Source organism: Limnohabitans sp. WS1, from assembly GCF_003063265.1.
Lineage (GTDB): Bacteria > Pseudomonadota > Gammaproteobacteria > Burkholderiales > Burkholderiaceae_C > Limnohabitans_A.
In genome coordinates, this window is record NZ_NERU01000010.1 from 29,619 (window position 1) to 45,839 (window position 16,221).

Genomic DNA, 16,221 nt, shown 5'->3' on the forward strand with positions numbered 1-16,221 from the left:
ATTTATCCTTGCAAATCATGGAATGAAACTCCATAATTGCAAGGATGTTTAAACGCCATTTGCAAGCTTTACTGAGTGAAGAACTCCAGTTTTCACCGGCCGTGGCCTTGCTCGGCCCCCGGCAAGTGGGCAAAACCACACTGGCACTGGAAGTGGCGCGCAACATGCCACACGTCTATCTCGACCTGGAATCGGAGCGGGATCGCGGCAAGCTGGCCCAGCCGGAGTTGTATCTGGAAAGTCACCTGGACAAACTGGTCATCCTGGACGAGGTGCACCGGGCACCGGGCCTGTTTCCGGTGTTGCGCGGCCTGATTGACCAAGCCCGGCGCTCAGGCCGAGCATCCGGACAGTATTTGTTATTGGGCTCGGCCAGCCTGGATGTGCTGCATCAGTCAGGCGAAACGCTGGCCGGTCGCATCGCTTATCTGGAACTGGGCCCCTTGAATGTCCTGGAAACAGGCCAGAGCGCCCTAGATGCCTTGTGGCTGCGGGGTGGTTTTCCGCAAAGTCTGACCACCCCCTCAGATGCCCGCAGCCTGCGCTGGCGAGAAAATTTCATCCGCACCTATCTGGAGCGCGACATTCCGCAATTCGGCCCGCGCATCGCCGCCGAAACATTGCGCCGCTTCTGGACCATGCTGGCCCACCACCAAGGCGGCCTGCTCAACGTCGCCCAACTGGCGCGCAACTTGGGTGTGGATGTCAAAACCGCGCAAAGCTACACCGACCTCTTGTGTGACTTGCTGCTGGTGCGCAGGCTGGCCCCCTGGCACACCAACACCGGTAAGCGCTTGGTCAAAGCACCCAAGGTGTATGTGCGCGACAGCGGTCTGGTGCATGCGCTGCTGAACATCGAATCCAAAGAAAGTCTGCTCTCGCACATGGTGGTGGGCGCCAGCTGGGAAGGGTATTGCATTGAAACCCTGCTGGCCTGTGCGCCTGCGGGCGTGACGGGCTACTTTTACAGAACCAGCGGCGGTGCAGAAATTGATTTGCTGCTGGTTTGGCCAGGTGGAGATCTGTGGGCCATCGAAATCAAACGCAGCAGCGCCCCCAAAGTGGAGCGCGGTTTTCACAGCGCCTGCGATGACTTAAAACCCAGCCACAAATGGGTGGTCTACCCGGGCCAGGAGACCTACCCACTTGCGGCAGACATTCAGGCGATTTCATTGCACGGCCTGTGCGAGAAACTCGCCCTCAATCGGTCGTGAACACCGTCAACACCCCGGTATAGCCATACAGCTGCTTGTGCGCTATCTCACCTGCGGCAAAAAAGCCCACCAAGGGCACATCGCCCAAAGCATGGCGAATGATTTGCAGCTCGGCGCTGGGTCCGCCAAAGTGCGGACCACCGCGTCCGGTGCAGCTCACATACACCGCACCTGCAATGCGTTGGCCCGCTTGCGGTACGGTCGGCACGGGGTCATCACTCAAGGCATTGATGGCCTCGATGGAGAGCATCTCAGGCTCCAGCGCTTCGCGAATTTCAGCGCACACGCGCGTCAAATCGGCGCGGGCTGCTTGCACATCGCGGCGGCAAAAGGTCAAACGCATGCCAGGCTCCAAGTGCTCGGCAATCGCCACACCTTGACGCAAAGGGTCCAGGCCAATGATGTGGCGCACCCGCACATCGTTGCCCAGATTGCCCGCTCGTCCCACGCCGGACTGACCTGCAGCACTCAGGCCCACCAAAGTGGATCGGACCACGGCAATGGCTTTTTGTGGGTCCTTCAGGCTGATGCCCAAGTCACCCAGCATGACCTCCAAAGCAGGCTCGCCAGCCAACTTGAGCACCACATGGCCTTCAAATTCGGTGATCTCGCGTTCGGGAGCCACTGGCTGGCAGCCTTGCGTGACGCGTGACAACAAAGACACGTTTGGAGCAAAAGCCACACCGCTCAAGCCCCCTTCCAGCACACCGCCGCTCACCTCGGCCCCACCCGCGTCATCGGCACGCACGGCAAACTGCACGCTGCGTGTGCGGCTGGCGCTCAAGCCCCCAAACAAATAGCCTTGCTGGGTTCGCTCAGCCATCTCGCCAATCAATTCAGCCAAATCGGGCGTGTGCGGATCGGCATGGACCAAGGCTGCATCGGCCCAAGCCGATGGCAGCGGCGACACCCCGGAAAACACACGGTATTGCTCAGGCGTCAAATCACACAGCATGAGTGCCATGGCCGGCTCGTCAAAGTACTCGGCGTTGTTGACCGCCACACCAATGCCCACGGTACCCGCCCAATCGCTCACGCCGGGCAAAGCCTGCCGCAGATGATCGAGCAAGGCTTGTGCATGCGGGGCGTAATGGTCGGTGATGTAGAGCAGGCCCAAGCGAGGGTGGCTGGCGTAGTCCGGCAGGGCCATCTGGGCCTGCAATTGGGCGAGCACCAAACCCGCCGCCATGCGCCACTGCGGGTGGGTGGCATGCCCACAAGGAAACAGATTCATGGGCGTTTTACTTCGAAGTCGTTTTGGCGGTCGATTGAGGGCTTGTTTTTCGGGCTGCTCCCGGCTTCGAAGCCGAAGGGGCGCGAGCAGGCTTCGCTGAAGACACGGACGTCGAAGAAGGTGTTGACCGGGTCCGGCGCGGTGCGGCAAAGGCCTGATCTGTGGCTTTGCCGGCCGAGGTCTTGGCTGTTTTCTTCGCCTTGGCCGCCTTCGCAGACTGGCCCGCTTTCATGGCCTCGCCCGCCACATCTTTCAAAGCTGCGGCGGCAATGCCTTGAAACTGTTGGGTCAAAGCACCCCACCATTGCATTGGATCGACAGCAACTGGGGCCGCTGGGTTGGGCGATGAGCCGGTGTCACTGGGCGAATCCACGCTCGACTCGGCTTGGGCAGGTGGCGCGGGTTCGGGCTGCGCCTCAGGTGCGGCCTTGGGCGTGAACAGCGAAGGCCTGGGCGCTGCTGCAGGGGCTGGGGCAGAGGCAAAAACCGATGTTGGCGCTGCGGTTTTCGGCTCGGCCACCGGAGGCTTGACCGTGAACGCTTTGGCCAGATCGGCCATGTTCACGTTCATGCTTTGCAGCGTGGTCAAGGTCATCTTTTGCACCTCCATCGCCTGGATGGTGGCTTTGAGCGCCGTGGTGTTTTGTTCTAGCCAAAACAGCACCGACTTCAACTCTTGGATGCGCTTGTCAATGTCTTCGATGCTCAGTGTGGGAGCAACCCAATTGCCCATGCCGGGCATACCTGCCGCACCGGCAGGCTGAGCCTGAGAAGCGGTTTTGGACAGGTTTTGCAAAAAGTCAAAGCCTGGCACAAATTGGCCAAACCCGAAGGCAGAAGGTTCGCTCATGGCAGTTCCTTGAAAAAATGGTCTGCAAAGCTTACCTGAAGACGCTTTCAGATCCAGCCAACTGCCCTTCAACGCTGATGCGTCACCCGATCGCACATCGTCTGGCAAATTTGCACGACTTGCGGGTCTGCAATCGCATAATAAATTTGCACCCCCTTTCGCCGCTTGCTCAAAATGCCTTTTCGATACAGCTGGTTCAGGTGCTGCGACATGTTCGGCTGCGTCGTTTTGACGGCCTCGATCAATTGCCCCACGTTCTTTTCACCATGGCAAAGCGCACTGATGATGTGCAAGCGCATGGGGGCAGACAACAAGCCAAAAAACTCGGCCGCGTCCTTCAGAACCGTCTCCAAATCCCCAGCGTCATGCGTTGGCATGACGCTCAAGCTTCCACAAACACCCGCGCCTTGCGCGGCGTGAGCACCAAAGTTTCGCCTTCCTTGAAGTCTTCCTGGCGGTAATGAGATGCCGACAACTGCGCCTCGATGACCGCGTCTTTGCCAAACATGCCCACTTCCACGGGGTCCAACTCCAAACGCGCCACGGGTCCAACGACAATGGCGCGGCTCAGCTTGGCCACGATGCCCGTGTGCACCAAGTCTGGGGTGTAACGGGTCACCTCCAAGTCATGTGGACGCACATAAGCAAAAGCCTTGGCATCTTGCGCCCGCCAATGCTCAGGCGCTTCCAGCCGAACAGCGTGCTGGTCCGCGCCAATCAGCATCTCGCCTTCGTGTGCACGGCCATGAAACAGGTTCACATCACCCAAAAACCCATACACAAAGGGGCTCGCAGGGTGGTCCCATACCTGTTGGGGCGAGCCAATTTGCTCGATGTTGCCCTTGTTCATCAGCACCACCCGGTCGGCCACCTCGAGGGCTTCTTCTTGGTCATGCGTGACAAAAATGCTGGTCACATGCAACTCGTCGTGCAGGCGGCGCAACCAGCGGCGCAGCTCTTTGCGCACCTTGGCGTCCAGTGCGCCAAAGGGCTCGTCGAGCAGCAGCACCTTGGGCTCGACTGCCAGCGCACGGGCCAGTGCAATCCGCTGGCGCTGACCGCCCGACAACTGCGAGGGGTAACGGTCGGCCAGCCAATCGAGCTGCACCAAGCCCAAAAGGTCGTGCACTTTGCGCTTGATTTCGGATTCGCTGGGGCGCTGGTTGCGCGGCTTGACGCGCAACCCAAAGGCGACGTTCTCGAACACCGTCATGTGGCGGAACAAAGCGTAGTGCTGGAACACAAAGCCCACCTGTCGCTCTCGCACATGCACATGGGTGGTGTCTTCGCCGCTGAAGCCGATGGTGCCGCTGTCGGCCGTCTCCAGCCCCGCGATGATGCGCAGCAGCGTGGTCTTGCCGCAGCCCGACGGGCCCAGCAGCGCAACCAGTTCACCCGACTCGATGTCAAGGCTGACATTGTTCAGTGCGTTGAATTCGCCAAACTGTTTGTGGACGTTGCGGATTTCGATGCTCATGGTGTTCTTAAACTGTGTGCTGTAACGGATGGCTGTTGCTTTAGAAGCCCACTCTGTGGGCGTTGCAGACCTTCATGGCCCACTCAAGATCGCTCACGGGGTGGGCTCCTGCAAAGTCATGACAAACTCTGTGGATGGGGACGCTCAGGTGGCGTCTCAGCTGCGGCTTTCAGTTCCTTCTCATGACGCCACTCGATGAAGGACTTGATGGCCAGGGTCACCAGCGCCAGCAAGGCCAACAAAGACGCCACGGCAAACGCGGCCACCGACTGGTATTCGTTGTAGAGGATCTCGACGTGCAAGGGCATGGTGTTGGTCTGCCCCCGGATGTGACCCGACACCACCGACACCGCGCCGAACTCGCCCATGGCCCGTGCATTGCACAAGATCACGCCGTACAACAGGCCCCATTTGATGTTGGGCAGCGTCACGCGCCAAAAGGTTTGCCAGCCCGTAGCCCCCAACACAATGGCCGCTTGTTCTTCGTCGTTGCCCTGGGCCTGCATGAGCGGAATCAGCTCGCGTGCAATGAAGGGGAAGGTGACAAACACCGTGGCCAAAATGATGCCCGGCACGGCAAAAACAATCTTGATGTCGTGTGCCTGCAGCCAGGGGCCAAACCAGCCCTGTGCGCCAAACATCAGCACATAGATCAAACCCGCCACCACGGGCGAAACAGAAAACGGCAAGTCCACCAGCGTGGTCAAGAGCGACTTGCCCTTGAATTCGTATTTGGCAATGGCCCAGGCCGCTGCCACGCCAAACACCAAGTTCAGCGGTACAGCCACTGCAGCGGTGATCAAGGTCAGCCGAATCGCCGACCAGGCGTCCGGCTCTTTCAGCGCTTCCAGATACGCGTCTAGTCCCTTGCGCAAGGCTTCGGTGAACACCGCGGCCAGTGGCAAGACCAAAAACAAAAACATGAAAACCAGCGCCAAGCCAATCAGGCTTCGGCGTATCCAGCGGGCTTCGGTGGTGCCCGCCTGCACCTTGCTGGCGGTGAGTGTCTGACTCATGAGGAAGCTCCCGAGCGGCGGCGTTGCCAGGTTTGCAAGGCGTTGATGATCAGCAACAAGATGAAGGAAAACACCAACATGACCAGCGCCACGGCAGTGGCCCCCGCGTAGTCGTATTGCTCCAACTTGCCGATGATGATGAGCGGCGTGATCTCGGACACCATGGGCATGTTGCCCGCGATGAAGATGACCGAGCCGTACTCACCAATCGCACGCGCAAAAGCCATGGCAAAGCCCGTGAGCAATGCGGGGGCGATGGTCGGAAAAATGACCCGACTGAAGGTCTGCCAGCGTGTGGCACCCAAGCAGGTGGCCGCTTCTTCGAGTTCTTTTTCGGTGTCTTCCAGCACCGGCTGCACAGTGCGCACCACAAAGGGCAAACCGATGAAGATGAGGGCAATCACCACCCCATTGGGGTTGAACGCCAGCTGTATGCCCAGCGGCTCCAGGTATTGGCCAATCCAGCCGTTGCCTGCGAGCAGCGCCGTGAGCGAAATACCCGCCACCGCCGTGGGCAAAGCAAAAGGCAAATCCACCAAAGCGTCCACAATTTTTTTGCCAAAAAAATCGTAGCGCACCAGCACCCAAGCGATCAACAGACCAAAGAACACATTGACCAGTGCAGCGATGAATGAAGCGCCAAAGGTCAGGCGGTACGACGCCAAGACACGCGGCCCAGTGACAGCGGCCCAGAACTGGTCCCAGGTGAGGGTGAAGGTTTTGAAGACCAGCGCCGACAGCGGAATCAGCACGATCAGGCTCAGGTAAAAGACGGTGAAGCCCAGGGTCAGGTTAAACCCGGGCAACACCCTGGCTGGCGCCCGCCGTGAGGCGGGTGCCGCAATGGGCAATGCGGTCATGGAGAGAACTTATTTGACGGTGTAAATCTTGTCGAACTGACCGCCGTCGTTGAAGTGCAGTTTTTGCGCCTCAGCAAAAGAACCAAACACCTCGTTCACGGTGAACAACTGCAAAGGCTTGAAGGTGGCGGCGTGCTTTTTGAGCACCGTGGCCGAGCGTGGACGCAAAGCGTGTTTGGCCGCGATCTCTTGGGCTTCTTCAGAGTACAAATAGTCCAAGTAAGCTTTGGCCAGCTCGCCCGTGCCTTTCTTGGCCACCGTGCGCTCGACCACGGCCACCGGGTTTTCGGCCACGATGCTGATGGACGGGTGGATGGCGTCGACCTTGCCCGCGCCAAACTCGCGGTCCACCGAGACCACTTCCGACTCAAACGTGATCAGCACATCACCGATGTTTCGTTGCAAGAAGATGGTGGTCGCATCGCGCCCACCTTTGGCCAGCACGGGCACGTTTTTGTAGAGCTTGCTCACAAATTCGGCCGCGTTGGCGTCCGAGCCGCCCTTCTTCTTCACATAGCCCCAAGCGGCCAGGTAAGCCATGCGGCCATTGCCGCCGGTCTTGGGGTTGACCACGATCACCTTGATGCCGGGTTTGACCAAGTCATCCCAATCCTTGATGCCCTTGGGATTGCCGTTGCGGGTCAGGAACAACATGGTCGAGGTGGTGGGCGACGCACTCTGCGGGAAGCGCTTGTTCCAGTCTTTGGCCACCACGCCGGTGCTGGCCAAAAAGTCCACATCGGTGGTGGTGTTCATGGTCACCACATCGGCGTCCAGGCCGTCATTGACCGCACGCGCTTGGGCGCTGGAGCCGCCGTGGGCCTGGTCAATCTTGACGTCTTTGCCCGTGGTCTTTTTGTAATGCGCCGCAAAGGCGCTGTTGTAGTCTTTGTAAAACTCACGCGCCACGTCGTACGAGGCGTTGAGCAAGGTCTGGGCGTTGGCCGCGAAGCCTGACAAGGCCAGTGTGATCGCCAAAGCGATGTGGGTGTGTTTCTTCATGGGGAATGTGAGGGAAAAATGGATGCCGTCACTTGAATCTGGCCATCGCAGCGGAGGGCAACATCAAGTCATGGCGGCGATTGTGGAAGGAGACGCTTCAATCTCAAACAACTCATTTGTTGTTTGCTTATGCCAATTCACGGCTAAAGCAAATGCATCACTTGGCGGTGTAAATCTGATCAAAATACGCGCCATCAGCGAAATGGGTTTTGGCGGCTTGCTCCCAACTGCCAAAAGCCTCTTCGATGGTGAAGAGCTTGATCTTGGGCAGCTGCTTGGCGTATTTGGCTTGGGCTTTGGCCGAGATTGGACGGTAAAAATGCTTGCCGATCAGGTCTTGTGCTTCATCGGTGTACAAGAACTGCAAATAGGCTTCGGCCACTTTGCGGGTGCCTTTTTTGTCCACGTTTTTATCGACCACAGTGACCGCTGGCTCGGCCAGGATGGACAAGGAGGGGTAGACAAAGTCGATCTTGTTGCCGAATTCTTTTTCCAGCAAATGGGCTTCGTTTTCCCAGCTGATGAACACGTCGCCCTGCGCACGTTGCGCAAAGCTGATGGACGATCCGCGTGCGCCGGTATCGAGCACAGGCACGTTTTTGTACAAGGCTGTTACAAAGTCTTTGGCCTTGGCTTCGCTGCCATATTGGCGTTTGGCAAACTCCCAGGCGGCCAGGTAATTCCAGCGGGCCCCGCCCGATGTTTTGGGGTTGGGCGTGATCACGCTGATGCCTGGTTTGACCAAGTCGTCCCAGTCTTTGATGCCTTTAGGGTTGCCTTGGCGCACCACCAGCACGATGGTCGAGGTGTAGGGTGCGCTGTTGTGCGGCAGGCGCTTTTGCCAGTCTTTGGGAATCAGCTTGCCGTTTTTGTGCAGGGCATCGGTGTCACCGGCCAGGGCCAGGGTCGCCACGTCGGCGTCCAGACCGTCGATGATGGAGCGGGCTTGTTTGCCCGAGCCACCGTGGGACTGCTTGATGTTCACGTCTTGGCCGGTTTGGGTCTTCCAGTGTTTGGCAAAGGCCTGATTGAATTCGGCGTACAACTCGCGGGTTGGGTCATAAGACACGTTGAGCAAGCTGACCGGGGCCTGGGCATGAACCGACCCTGCTGCGAAGGACAGGGCTGCAGATGCCGCCAGCTTGAGGAAAAGAGATTTGATTTTCATAAGGGAGAAATCCAGCAATGCAGATCAGACATGGAATGAACTGGATTCTGGAAGTCAACCGGAAAAAAACAAACGACTGTTTTTCTATTTGTTCATGCACAAAAAATCTATTCACCGCAGCTGATTTTTCCTTCGCATCGATGACGTCTTCAAGCGTGGGCCAGAAGTGCTTGAGCCTGACTGACACACAGGACACGAAAAACTTGGGTTAAAAGGTGCCACAACTGATGCACAGCCCCTGAACCCACCCTGGCTCAGGAGACCCTGGGGCAGTCATCCAAACGCCCGATCTGCTGTGAACGTGACCCGGTGCAACTTGCGGTGTTGAGGGTAAAAGTCGGCCACGGCGTAGTGCTGGGTGGATCGGTTGTCCCACACGGCCAATGAGTGGGCCTGCCAACGAAACCGCGCCTGAATTTCGGGTGCGGTGATCAATGCGAACAACTGGGTCAAGAGCGCATCGCTTTGCATGCGCGGCAGGCCATGGATGTGGGTGGTGAACGTCGGGTTGACGTACAAAATCTTTTTGCCCGTGACGGGGTGCACGCGCACCACCGGATGTGTCACGGGTGGGTATTTGACGCGGGCCGCTTGCAGTTGGTCGCCGCTGGCGTCTTGGCGCAACAGATATTCAGTCCATCCACTGAGCTCCCAGGTGTGCGTGGCGCTCAGGGTTTCCAGATAGGCTTTGAACTCGGTGGGCAAGGCCTCATAAGCCCGGGTCATGCTGGCCCACACGGTGTCACCACCACGGGCCGGAATGACTTGTGCAGACAGGCTGGTGCCAATGGGCGGGTTGGCTTGCCAAGTGATGTCGGCATGCCAATTGTTGGACGCACCGGGTCGCTCGGGCGTGCTTTCAACCACTTCGATCTCGGGCTGACTTTGCACGCGCGGAAAGAAGGCTTTGACTTCGTTCACCTGTCCAAAGATGCGGGTGAAAGCGACCTGCTGTGCAGGCGTGAGTGGCTGATCACGAAAGAAAATCACCTCGTACTTGGCCAGCGTTTGTTGCAGTGCGCATTGCACTTCCATGCTCAAAGGCTTGGACAGGTCCAGCCCATGGATGACCGCACCGATGTAGGGGGTGTAGGGCTCGACCTCCACACAGGGGTCAAGGTGGGACAGATCAACGTCCTTGCAAAGGGTCATGGTGTGGGCTTTCGAGTGGCGTGTGAGGGTTGTACCTCAAAAGCACTTGCCCCCCCATGCGCTCATGGTCTTGGCAACACGGAAAGCAAAAGCGGAATATGAACGGCATACGCGCCTGCTGCAGCGTCGCGCCGAAGCTGCAACCGGGCATAGATGGACAGCGGCACAACTTGGTATTGCCCGGGGCCGAGTGTCACGCTGGCCTGCAAGACCTGGGCACCATCCCATCCACTGCCCCAGGGCACGGTGCCTTGCGCATCCAAAAACAAGTCAGCCCGCATCTGGCCCAGGCCCGACTGCAAAGTGACCGTGCCGGGCCCTGAAGCCATGAGCCCCACCGCCACATCCACACGCTGAATCGTCTGCGATGGGTTTTGACAAGCCACCAGCACTTGCCCCTGCCCTGGCACCCCTGCGGCACGCTGCATGCTGAGCGTGCCAAAGTGCAACGAGGTCGATTGCAACAGGCATTGCACCGCTGGCGCTTCAAAAGCAGCCCCTGCGCGACTGCCGCTGTGCTGCCCGCCCAAGCCCAGAACCAAGGCCCCAACCAGCATCCAGCCGCGTTGACTCTTGTCCTTAGATCGGCTTGCAGTGGCAGCCTCAGACACGGCCTTGGCAAGCGGGCTCATGGCCCAGGCCTCAGTGCACAAACATAGGGCCCCAGGCGCGGCTGCGGGTCGTCGGTGATGGGGGCATCGACCTCGATCAGGCAATGCTGGGTGAGCCCCAGCACCTGGGCGTCCACTTGCAATTGAGCACGGGCTGGCAAGTTCTGAACATACACCTCACCACGCAAACCAACGGCGGCAGACATGGCACCAGGCGACACATGCACCCGGCTGCCTGCAGGTAAAACCTGGCCATCAGGCCCCGTCAAAATCAACACCGCCGAACGCTCCCGCAAGACCGAAAAATCAACCCACACCCCGCCACGACCTCGGGGTATGGCGGTGACTTCGTGGCTGGCCACACGGTACTGCAGGGGCACCTCCTCGGGCTTGATGGCCAGCAGATTTTTTTGATAGGGACTCAAAGCGGTGACCAAGGCCACACCCCGTGCATCACTCACCGCCACCGGCAAGTTCCAGCGGTAAACCGGTATTTGCGGGGCATCGCCCGTCGACACCAGCGCAAAGCCACCCGTGATGGGTGGGCCCACAAAATAGTGTCCGCCCAAGCCCCCTGCGCTGCCAGCCGTTCGCACCCGCCAAGTTTGTCCTGCCGCACTGCTGGCCACATCCACACCATGTTGACCGACGCCCGAATACACATCCACCGCGCCCACAAAGCCGGTGCGCTCGTGGGTGATGGTGGGGTCCTTGGCCAACAGGCCCAAGCGCCAGGCCATACCTTTTGAGGTGACCGGGGCACTGGCGTAATCGACACGACCGGTCAGGGCATGGGCCATCTTTTGCACGCTGCCACTCATGAAGGCCCCCCGCTCCAAAGGCGCACTGAGCAACACCTGCAAAATCGTCTGGTCTGTGCTGCGCACCGCACTGAGAGACACGTTGGCAAGCCCCAGACTTTTGGACCACCCCACACTGCCCATGCGGCGTGTGCCCCCTTGCCCATCCGACAGACCTCCCGCGCTGACGCTGACACTGCCCCATGCCTGACCCAAGGCTTGGGCTGCAAAAAAACGAAACTCGTCCCTGACTTGAAACGGTGAATCCACACGGTCGGCCAACAGGCTGAAATGGGGCGATGCACGGCTGAAGCTGGCCCCCATGCGCGTGCGCGTGTCTTGCCACTGAAGTGAAGCACCCCACTGTTGTCCTGCGCCACTCAGGGCCTGACTCCACGTTGCATGGGCATGGCCCAACAGTGGTCCCCACAGCGCAGCGCTGGCCCCAAGGCCTGCACTGCGCTGGTCGGTGCTGAGTGTGGCCCCGGCGTCCAAGGTCACCCTGCGCGTGGCCCCCCAACGGTGCGATGTGCTCAAGAAAGGCGTTTGGTATGTGTTCAGTTCTGGTCGCAGCCAACCCACGGTGTAACTGAAGCTGCGCAGCCCCTGCCGGTACAAGCTGGTCGTGTTCAGAAAGGGCACGGTGACGGTGCGTTCGTTCAACAGGGCATCGCGGATGAGCACATTCACTGTGCCGTTCACGCCCACCGTGGGCAAACCACTCACCTCAAAAGGCCCTGCCGCCACAGCCACCGGAGCGCCGACTCGCCGATCGTTGAGAAAAAACTCCAAGGTGCTGGGCAAGCGGGCCGAATCAAACAAGGTGGGCGACTCCAAGGCCGAGAAGGCCGGGTCCAGCCCAAAATTGCTCTGCCAGGTCACGCCACCGTAGCGCAAGCTCGGCACGCCTGAGGTGGACTGCAAAACCGCGTCCCCCACGGACCAGGTGCTCAGGTGCTGCTCGTCATCGTGCAAAAAAGTGGTCGCCAAGCGGGAAACTCGGGCGCTTGACTGCCGACGCCAAGATGCAGCCCCCCCGTCACCCGAATGGATGGCCGTGTTCAGCTGCAACAAGCCTGGCGAGCCAAACAAAGACAAAGATTGCGTCCCACCCCAAGCCATGGGATGGCCTTCGCTGCGTGTGGCTTGCAGGGTGTAATTGAGCAAGGCACCCGGTGACGCAGGCAAGGGACGACCGGCTTGTGGTGCATGCAGGTTCATGCGGGTGGGCGCGAACCACTCGGGTTCAACCTCTAGCCTCAGACTCAGCTGCTGCGCATCCCTGTACACCACCATGCCTGGGTGACCTTGCAGCGGCACCAGGGCCACGCCATCGCGCATGACCGGCGCAATGGCCCTGGCCAAACCCAGACGCACAAAATCTTCTTGTGCCATGTAGGGCCGCGCATCGGCGTCCAAGACCAACAGGGCAAAACCGGTCTGGGGCACGCCATTGAGCACCACACCATAAAAAGCCCCTGCCACGGCACCACTTTCGGGGGTCATGGCGGCCAAGCGACCGACCCCAAAGACAAGGCCACTCAACAGCAGCCGCCAAGCACAGCGTTGGGCTTCAGCACGCATGACGGGGCAATTGGCCCACGGGAACGTGCTCTGGGGCCTCTTGCCCGTCTTTCATCACCCAAATTTGCCATGGCAACGGCCCCTCAAGGCGGGCCCCTGGAAAACGCCACTCTCGCCAAGCGTGGGCCAACACCGTCACCCGTCGCTGGCTGAGGTGTTGCACCACTGGATTGGGGTGGGCGGCATCGGTCAAGCCCACTTGGTTCACGACCATGTGGCGTGTACACGGGTTGTCAGCACGCAGCACGACCGCACCGGCCTCTTGCCGCCATTGCCAAATCAAAGTAGGTGGGCTCTCGGGCTGAGCGGGTGCCACAAAAACAGGCAAGGCGTATTGCATTGAAAAGTCCACACGCCCTGGCCCGCGCTGGGTGTCGCGGACTTGGGGCACCTCGGCCAGGACCAGTCGATACGACTGCTCCACAGGCGAGCGTTCGGGGCGCCGAAAACCCAAACGAATGACTTGTGTGGCATGCGCCGCCAAAGCGAAATGCGGGGGACTGGCGATGAAATCCTGGGTGGGCTCGAAATGGTCCGCACCGTCCTGCTGAAACCAGCGCAGCAGCGTCAATTGGTACATCACTTCGTGGGCACGGTCATTGCGAACCGTGATGATCGCCCGCCCCTGTGAGGGGATGTGCACGATGACCGGACTGATGGTCACCGCACACTGAACGCCCGTGCACACGCCCACGAGCAACGCCGGCCAACACCGGCCCCAAGGCCTCAGACGCCACCACCTCAGCGGACCCCATAAAGTCATCACAACGGCCAAGCCCGCATCAAAAGGCCACCGTCACAATGACCGTGTCGACATAAACCCCCGCAGGATTGGCCACCGATTCAGCACCAATGACACGGCCAAAAATCACTTTGTCCTGCGCCAAACCATTGCCCACGGTGGAGGTCAACACGTTGTTGTTGGCCGCCAAAGAAGAAGTGGCCGCAATTTCTGTGACACGGGCCACCTCTTGGTAAACCACGTAGGGCAAACGGTTGGCGGCCGAGGCCATTTGCCTGCGGTACTGAATGCCCGTGCCACCGGTTGTGGTGTGGTTCAGGCCGTCACCCAAGTCCACGGTGTACGTGGTGCCCGAGGTGCACACCACCGAAAGTGTGGACTCGGTCTCTTTGGTCACGCCGGGCACAACGACACCAAAATCCATCGGACTGGCCGTGACGGAACAACCGGTCTCGATGGTGGCGCTCACGGTCAAATTGCCGGTGCTTGTGGCGGCCTGGCCCATCGTGACCAGCGAAACGGCCCACAACAGCAAGCCCGTGCGAAAGGTGCGCGGGGTGAATCGGGCGTTCATGGTGTTTCCTTTTGAAAAACCCGCTCAAGTGCACCAAACGGTCCACCCACTGCAGGGATCAGTCCAGACTACGCCAAAGCTTGCCACCTCACTGTGCGCCAGCACATACACAGCTGCAATCTTTTTGGCTACAGCCTGCTTTCAGGAAAAACACACACCATCAAGTCGGTGTCAACCAGCGCTTGAGCAGCTCTGGCGCAGGCGGCCCAATCACCCTTTGCGTCTGGCCTTTGGCGTCCACCAGCACCACATAGGGCGTGACATTGGGCCAAGCCGGATCAACCGCCTGACGGATGGCGGGCTCGAAGCCATCAAAGGCGTACATCTGTGTCATGCCCTTGAAGTGAGAGGCATGGCGCAGTGCCTGCGGGCCGGCCACATCCATCATGACGGCATTGAGTTCAACCTGTCTTTCGGGCTTGTCTTTGCGCTGCTGAACCGCCTTGTGAAGCACCGCAAACGCGGCCGGGCAGGTGCTGCAATACGAGGTGGTGAACAAATAAGCCGCTGGGCGTGGGCCGTGTTGCAGCGCATGCGCCCAGGTTTTTTCGTCAAACGGCAACACCGTTCGCGGGGCAGGTGGCTTGGCTTGAGCCTGAGGGTGTGCATGGTGGTGTGCTTGTGCCCAAACCGCCGAGGCACTCAGGCCCAGCACGACAGTGCAGATGGCGAGTGCAGTGGATTTAAAAACGGAGTTCATGGACTTGTGTCTCTTGTGTGTTTCGCCAGACCACCACCATGCGTGCGCCACTTTGGGCCAGGCGGGGGTGGTCGTTGTAGCCCGTGGCTTGGCCCAAAGTTTTGAGCGTGAAGTTTTGCCCACCATCGGTGGATAGCCAGGCTTTGAGTGAGGTCACAGCGCCTTCGCTGCTGCGCCAGACCACCGCCACGTTTTGGCCATCGGCCAACACATCGGCATGCTCGGCCCGTGCATCGGGCAACACGCGAAGGGTTTCGGGCAAAGGCTCACCTTGCGCATTCAGACGGGCATAACGCACGGCGGCTTGGTCTTGGCCATTCACTTTGCGGATGCCAAACCAGACGGTGTGGTAACCCGACGTGCCTGCATTGAGCGCCAAACCGGGGCCGTGGTGCGGGCAAGCGTTGATCTGCCAGTTGTCGTGCGTGCTGCGGGTGATGCGGTTGGCGGGGGCGCCCACGCTGGCAAAAGCATGGTCTCGCGTGCTGCTGTCGAACACATGCCGCCAAGTGGCTTGCAACTGCCCTTGCGGGTTGCGGGCCAAACCGATGCGGCAGCACTCGCACGAGTGGTCGGCCAGCTTGGTGTCGGGGCCAAAGGTCTGACCTCCGTCCTTGGACTCGTTGCGGTAAATCGCGGCACCAGCGTATTTTTGTGCCGAACCCTTGGGCGGCTGGTCGCGCTTGTCCACCCACAGTGTGTGCAACACACCTTGCGCGTCAAAGGCCACCGAATCAAAACGGTGGGTGATTTCTTGCCGATCCTGGTGCACCGTGAAGGGCGCACTGAAGGTTTGCCCACCATCGCTGCTGCGCAACATGCGGATGAAACCCGTGTAGGGCTTGGACAGCGGCATGGTGTAGCTGATCACCGCCCAGCCCTGGGGGCCAAACGCGATTTTTGGGCGGCTTTCACCATCGGCCGCAATCGGGTCAGCACCGGTGTTCAAGATGCGTGCTTCACTCCATTGCAAAGCGCCGCCCAAAGGCGTGCTTTGCACAAAGAGTTGCGCTTGCGCATTCAAACCCACCACCCACAAACGGCCATCGGGTGCAATGGCTGCGCCTATGGCCAGTTGCGGGCGCTGGTGGCGGTGCTGTGAAGTCGCAGCAGGCTTGCTGACTTCTTTGGCAGCATCTTGCGCCCCAGCCTGCGGCACCACACACAGCCCGGCCATCACCAGGCCCAACACGGCACACCAACGGTTCAATAAGTTCATGGGCTTCTCTCACAAAGT

16 protein-coding genes are annotated in these 16,221 nt (G+C 59.7%); 1 reads left to right on the top strand and 15 read right to left on the bottom strand.

The window, feature by feature from the left end:
• Positions 1-44: 44 nt before the first annotated feature.
• Positions 45-1,214, top strand: coding sequence for an ATP-binding protein (locus tag B9Z48_RS13050; protein ID WP_108378941.1), 1,170 nt, complete (start codon positions 45-47; stop codon positions 1,212-1,214).
• Here the strand turns inward: B9Z48_RS13050 and B9Z48_RS13055 are convergent.
• The 15 genes from B9Z48_RS13055 to B9Z48_RS13125 form a co-directional block, all read right to left on the bottom strand.
• Positions 1,201-2,448 carry an FIST N-terminal domain-containing protein gene (locus B9Z48_RS13055; RefSeq protein WP_108378943.1) on the bottom strand — a complete coding sequence of 416 codons (1,248 nt, stop codon included), beginning with the start codon at positions 2,446-2,448 and terminating at the stop codon, positions 1,201-1,203. The genes B9Z48_RS13050 and B9Z48_RS13055 overlap by 14 nt on opposite strands.
• Before the next feature lie 7 nt (positions 2,449-2,455).
• Positions 2,456-3,298: a PhaM family polyhydroxyalkanoate granule multifunctional regulatory protein gene (locus tag B9Z48_RS13060; RefSeq protein WP_108378945.1), complete on the bottom strand. Its 843-nt coding sequence runs from the start codon at positions 3,296-3,298 to the stop codon at positions 2,456-2,458.
• Positions 3,299-3,366: 68 nt separating this feature from the next.
• Entirely contained in the window at positions 3,367-3,675 is a 309-nt protein-coding gene (locus B9Z48_RS13065) for a metalloregulator ArsR/SmtB family transcription factor (RefSeq protein ID WP_108378947.1), read from the bottom strand.
• Between the two features lie 5 nt (positions 3,676-3,680).
• Positions 3,681-4,775, bottom strand: coding sequence for a sulfate/molybdate ABC transporter ATP-binding protein (locus B9Z48_RS13070; RefSeq protein WP_108378949.1), 1,095 nt, complete (start codon positions 4,773-4,775; stop codon positions 3,681-3,683).
• Positions 4,776-4,891: 116 nt separating this feature from the next.
• The gene (gene cysW / locus B9Z48_RS13075; protein WP_089951969.1) at positions 4,892-5,791 is read right to left on the bottom strand and encodes a sulfate ABC transporter permease subunit CysW; all 900 of its coding nucleotides are present in this window, start codon (positions 5,789-5,791) and stop codon (positions 4,892-4,894) included.
• The gene (cysT, locus tag B9Z48_RS13080; RefSeq protein WP_108378951.1) at positions 5,788-6,651 is read right to left on the bottom strand and encodes a sulfate ABC transporter permease subunit CysT; all 864 of its coding nucleotides are present in this window, start codon (positions 6,649-6,651) and stop codon (positions 5,788-5,790) included. The genes cysW and cysT overlap by 4 nt, the downstream gene beginning before the upstream one ends.
• A gap of 9 nt (positions 6,652-6,660) precedes the next feature.
• On the bottom strand, positions 6,661-7,653 hold the full coding sequence (locus tag B9Z48_RS13085) for a sulfate ABC transporter substrate-binding protein (RefSeq protein WP_108378953.1): 993 nt from the start codon (positions 7,651-7,653) through the stop codon (positions 6,661-6,663).
• 157 nt (positions 7,654-7,810) lie between these two features.
• A complete protein-coding gene (locus B9Z48_RS13090) occupies positions 7,811-8,821 on the bottom strand; it encodes a sulfate ABC transporter substrate-binding protein (protein ID WP_108378955.1) in 1,011 nt (336 codons plus the stop codon).
• Positions 8,822-9,094: 273 nt separating this feature from the next.
• Complete coding sequence (locus B9Z48_RS13095) at positions 9,095-9,973, bottom strand: TauD/TfdA family dioxygenase (protein ID WP_108378957.1); 879 nt, start codon at positions 9,971-9,973, stop codon at positions 9,095-9,097.
• Positions 9,974-10,035: 62 nt separating this feature from the next.
• Positions 10,036-10,605: a spore coat protein U domain-containing protein gene (locus tag B9Z48_RS13100; protein ID WP_108378959.1), complete on the bottom strand. Its 570-nt coding sequence runs from the start codon at positions 10,603-10,605 to the stop codon at positions 10,036-10,038.
• The gene (locus B9Z48_RS13105; protein ID WP_108378961.1) at positions 10,602-12,968 is read right to left on the bottom strand and encodes a fimbria/pilus outer membrane usher protein; all 2,367 of its coding nucleotides are present in this window, start codon (positions 12,966-12,968) and stop codon (positions 10,602-10,604) included. Before B9Z48_RS13105 ends, B9Z48_RS13100 begins: the two co-directional genes overlap by 4 nt.
• On the bottom strand, positions 12,958-13,632 hold the full coding sequence (locus tag B9Z48_RS13110) for a molecular chaperone (RefSeq protein ID WP_158273263.1): 675 nt from the start codon (positions 13,630-13,632) through the stop codon (positions 12,958-12,960). The genes B9Z48_RS13105 and B9Z48_RS13110 overlap by 11 nt, the downstream gene beginning before the upstream one ends.
• Positions 13,633-13,750: 118 nt before the next feature.
• Positions 13,751-14,284 (bottom strand): spore coat U domain-containing protein, encoded by a 534-nt coding sequence (locus tag B9Z48_RS13115; RefSeq protein WP_108378965.1) that lies wholly within the window; start codon positions 14,282-14,284, stop codon positions 13,751-13,753.
• Between the two features lie 160 nt (positions 14,285-14,444).
• Positions 14,445-14,984: a hypothetical protein gene (locus B9Z48_RS13120; RefSeq protein ID WP_146186280.1), complete on the bottom strand. Its 540-nt coding sequence runs from the start codon at positions 14,982-14,984 to the stop codon at positions 14,445-14,447.
• Positions 14,968-16,203 (bottom strand): hypothetical protein, encoded by a 1,236-nt coding sequence (locus tag B9Z48_RS13125; protein WP_233261119.1) that lies wholly within the window; start codon positions 16,201-16,203, stop codon positions 14,968-14,970. The genes B9Z48_RS13120 and B9Z48_RS13125 overlap by 17 nt, the downstream gene beginning before the upstream one ends.
• Positions 16,204-16,221: the final 18 nt, after the last annotated feature.

What these genes read in the sequence shown, in the direction of transcription:
- B9Z48_RS13050 (WP_108378941.1), top strand. Translation starts at nt 45, where the DNA reads ATGTTTAAACGCCATTTGCAAGCTTTACTGAGTGAAGAACTCCAGTTT.
- B9Z48_RS13055 (WP_108378943.1), bottom strand. Translation starts at nt 2,448, where the DNA reads ATGAATCTGTTTCCTTGTGGGCATGCCACCCACCCGCAGTGGCGCATG.
- B9Z48_RS13060 (WP_108378945.1), bottom strand. Translation starts at nt 3,298, where the DNA reads ATGAGCGAACCTTCTGCCTTCGGGTTTGGCCAATTTGTGCCAGGCTTT.
- B9Z48_RS13065 (WP_108378947.1), bottom strand. Translation starts at nt 3,675, where the DNA reads ATGCCAACGCATGACGCTGGGGATTTGGAGACGGTTCTGAAGGACGCG.
- B9Z48_RS13070 (WP_108378949.1), bottom strand. Translation starts at nt 4,775, where the DNA reads ATGAGCATCGAAATCCGCAACGTCCACAAACAGTTTGGCGAATTCAAC.
- cysW (WP_089951969.1), bottom strand. Translation starts at nt 5,791, where the DNA reads ATGAGTCAGACACTCACCGCCAGCAAGGTGCAGGCGGGCACCACCGAA.
- cysT (WP_108378951.1), bottom strand. Translation starts at nt 6,651, where the DNA reads ATGACCGCATTGCCCATTGCGGCACCCGCCTCACGGCGGGCGCCAGCC.
- B9Z48_RS13085 (WP_108378953.1), bottom strand. Translation starts at nt 7,653, where the DNA reads ATGAAGAAACACACCCACATCGCTTTGGCGATCACACTGGCCTTGTCA.
- B9Z48_RS13090 (WP_108378955.1), bottom strand. Translation starts at nt 8,821, where the DNA reads ATGAAAATCAAATCTCTTTTCCTCAAGCTGGCGGCATCTGCAGCCCTG.
- B9Z48_RS13095 (WP_108378957.1), bottom strand. Translation starts at nt 9,973, where the DNA reads ATGACCCTTTGCAAGGACGTTGATCTGTCCCACCTTGACCCCTGTGTG.
- B9Z48_RS13100 (WP_108378959.1), bottom strand. Translation starts at nt 10,605, where the DNA reads ATGAGCCCGCTTGCCAAGGCCGTGTCTGAGGCTGCCACTGCAAGCCGA.
- B9Z48_RS13105 (WP_108378961.1), bottom strand. Translation starts at nt 12,968, where the DNA reads ATGCGTGCTGAAGCCCAACGCTGTGCTTGGCGGCTGCTGTTGAGTGGC.
- B9Z48_RS13115 (WP_108378965.1), bottom strand. Translation starts at nt 14,284, where the DNA reads ATGAACGCCCGATTCACCCCGCGCACCTTTCGCACGGGCTTGCTGTTG.
- B9Z48_RS13120 (WP_146186280.1), bottom strand. Translation starts at nt 14,984, where the DNA reads ATGAACTCCGTTTTTAAATCCACTGCACTCGCCATCTGCACTGTCGTG.
- B9Z48_RS13125 (WP_233261119.1), bottom strand. Translation starts at nt 16,203, where the DNA reads ATGAACTTATTGAACCGTTGGTGTGCCGTGTTGGGCCTGGTGATGGCC.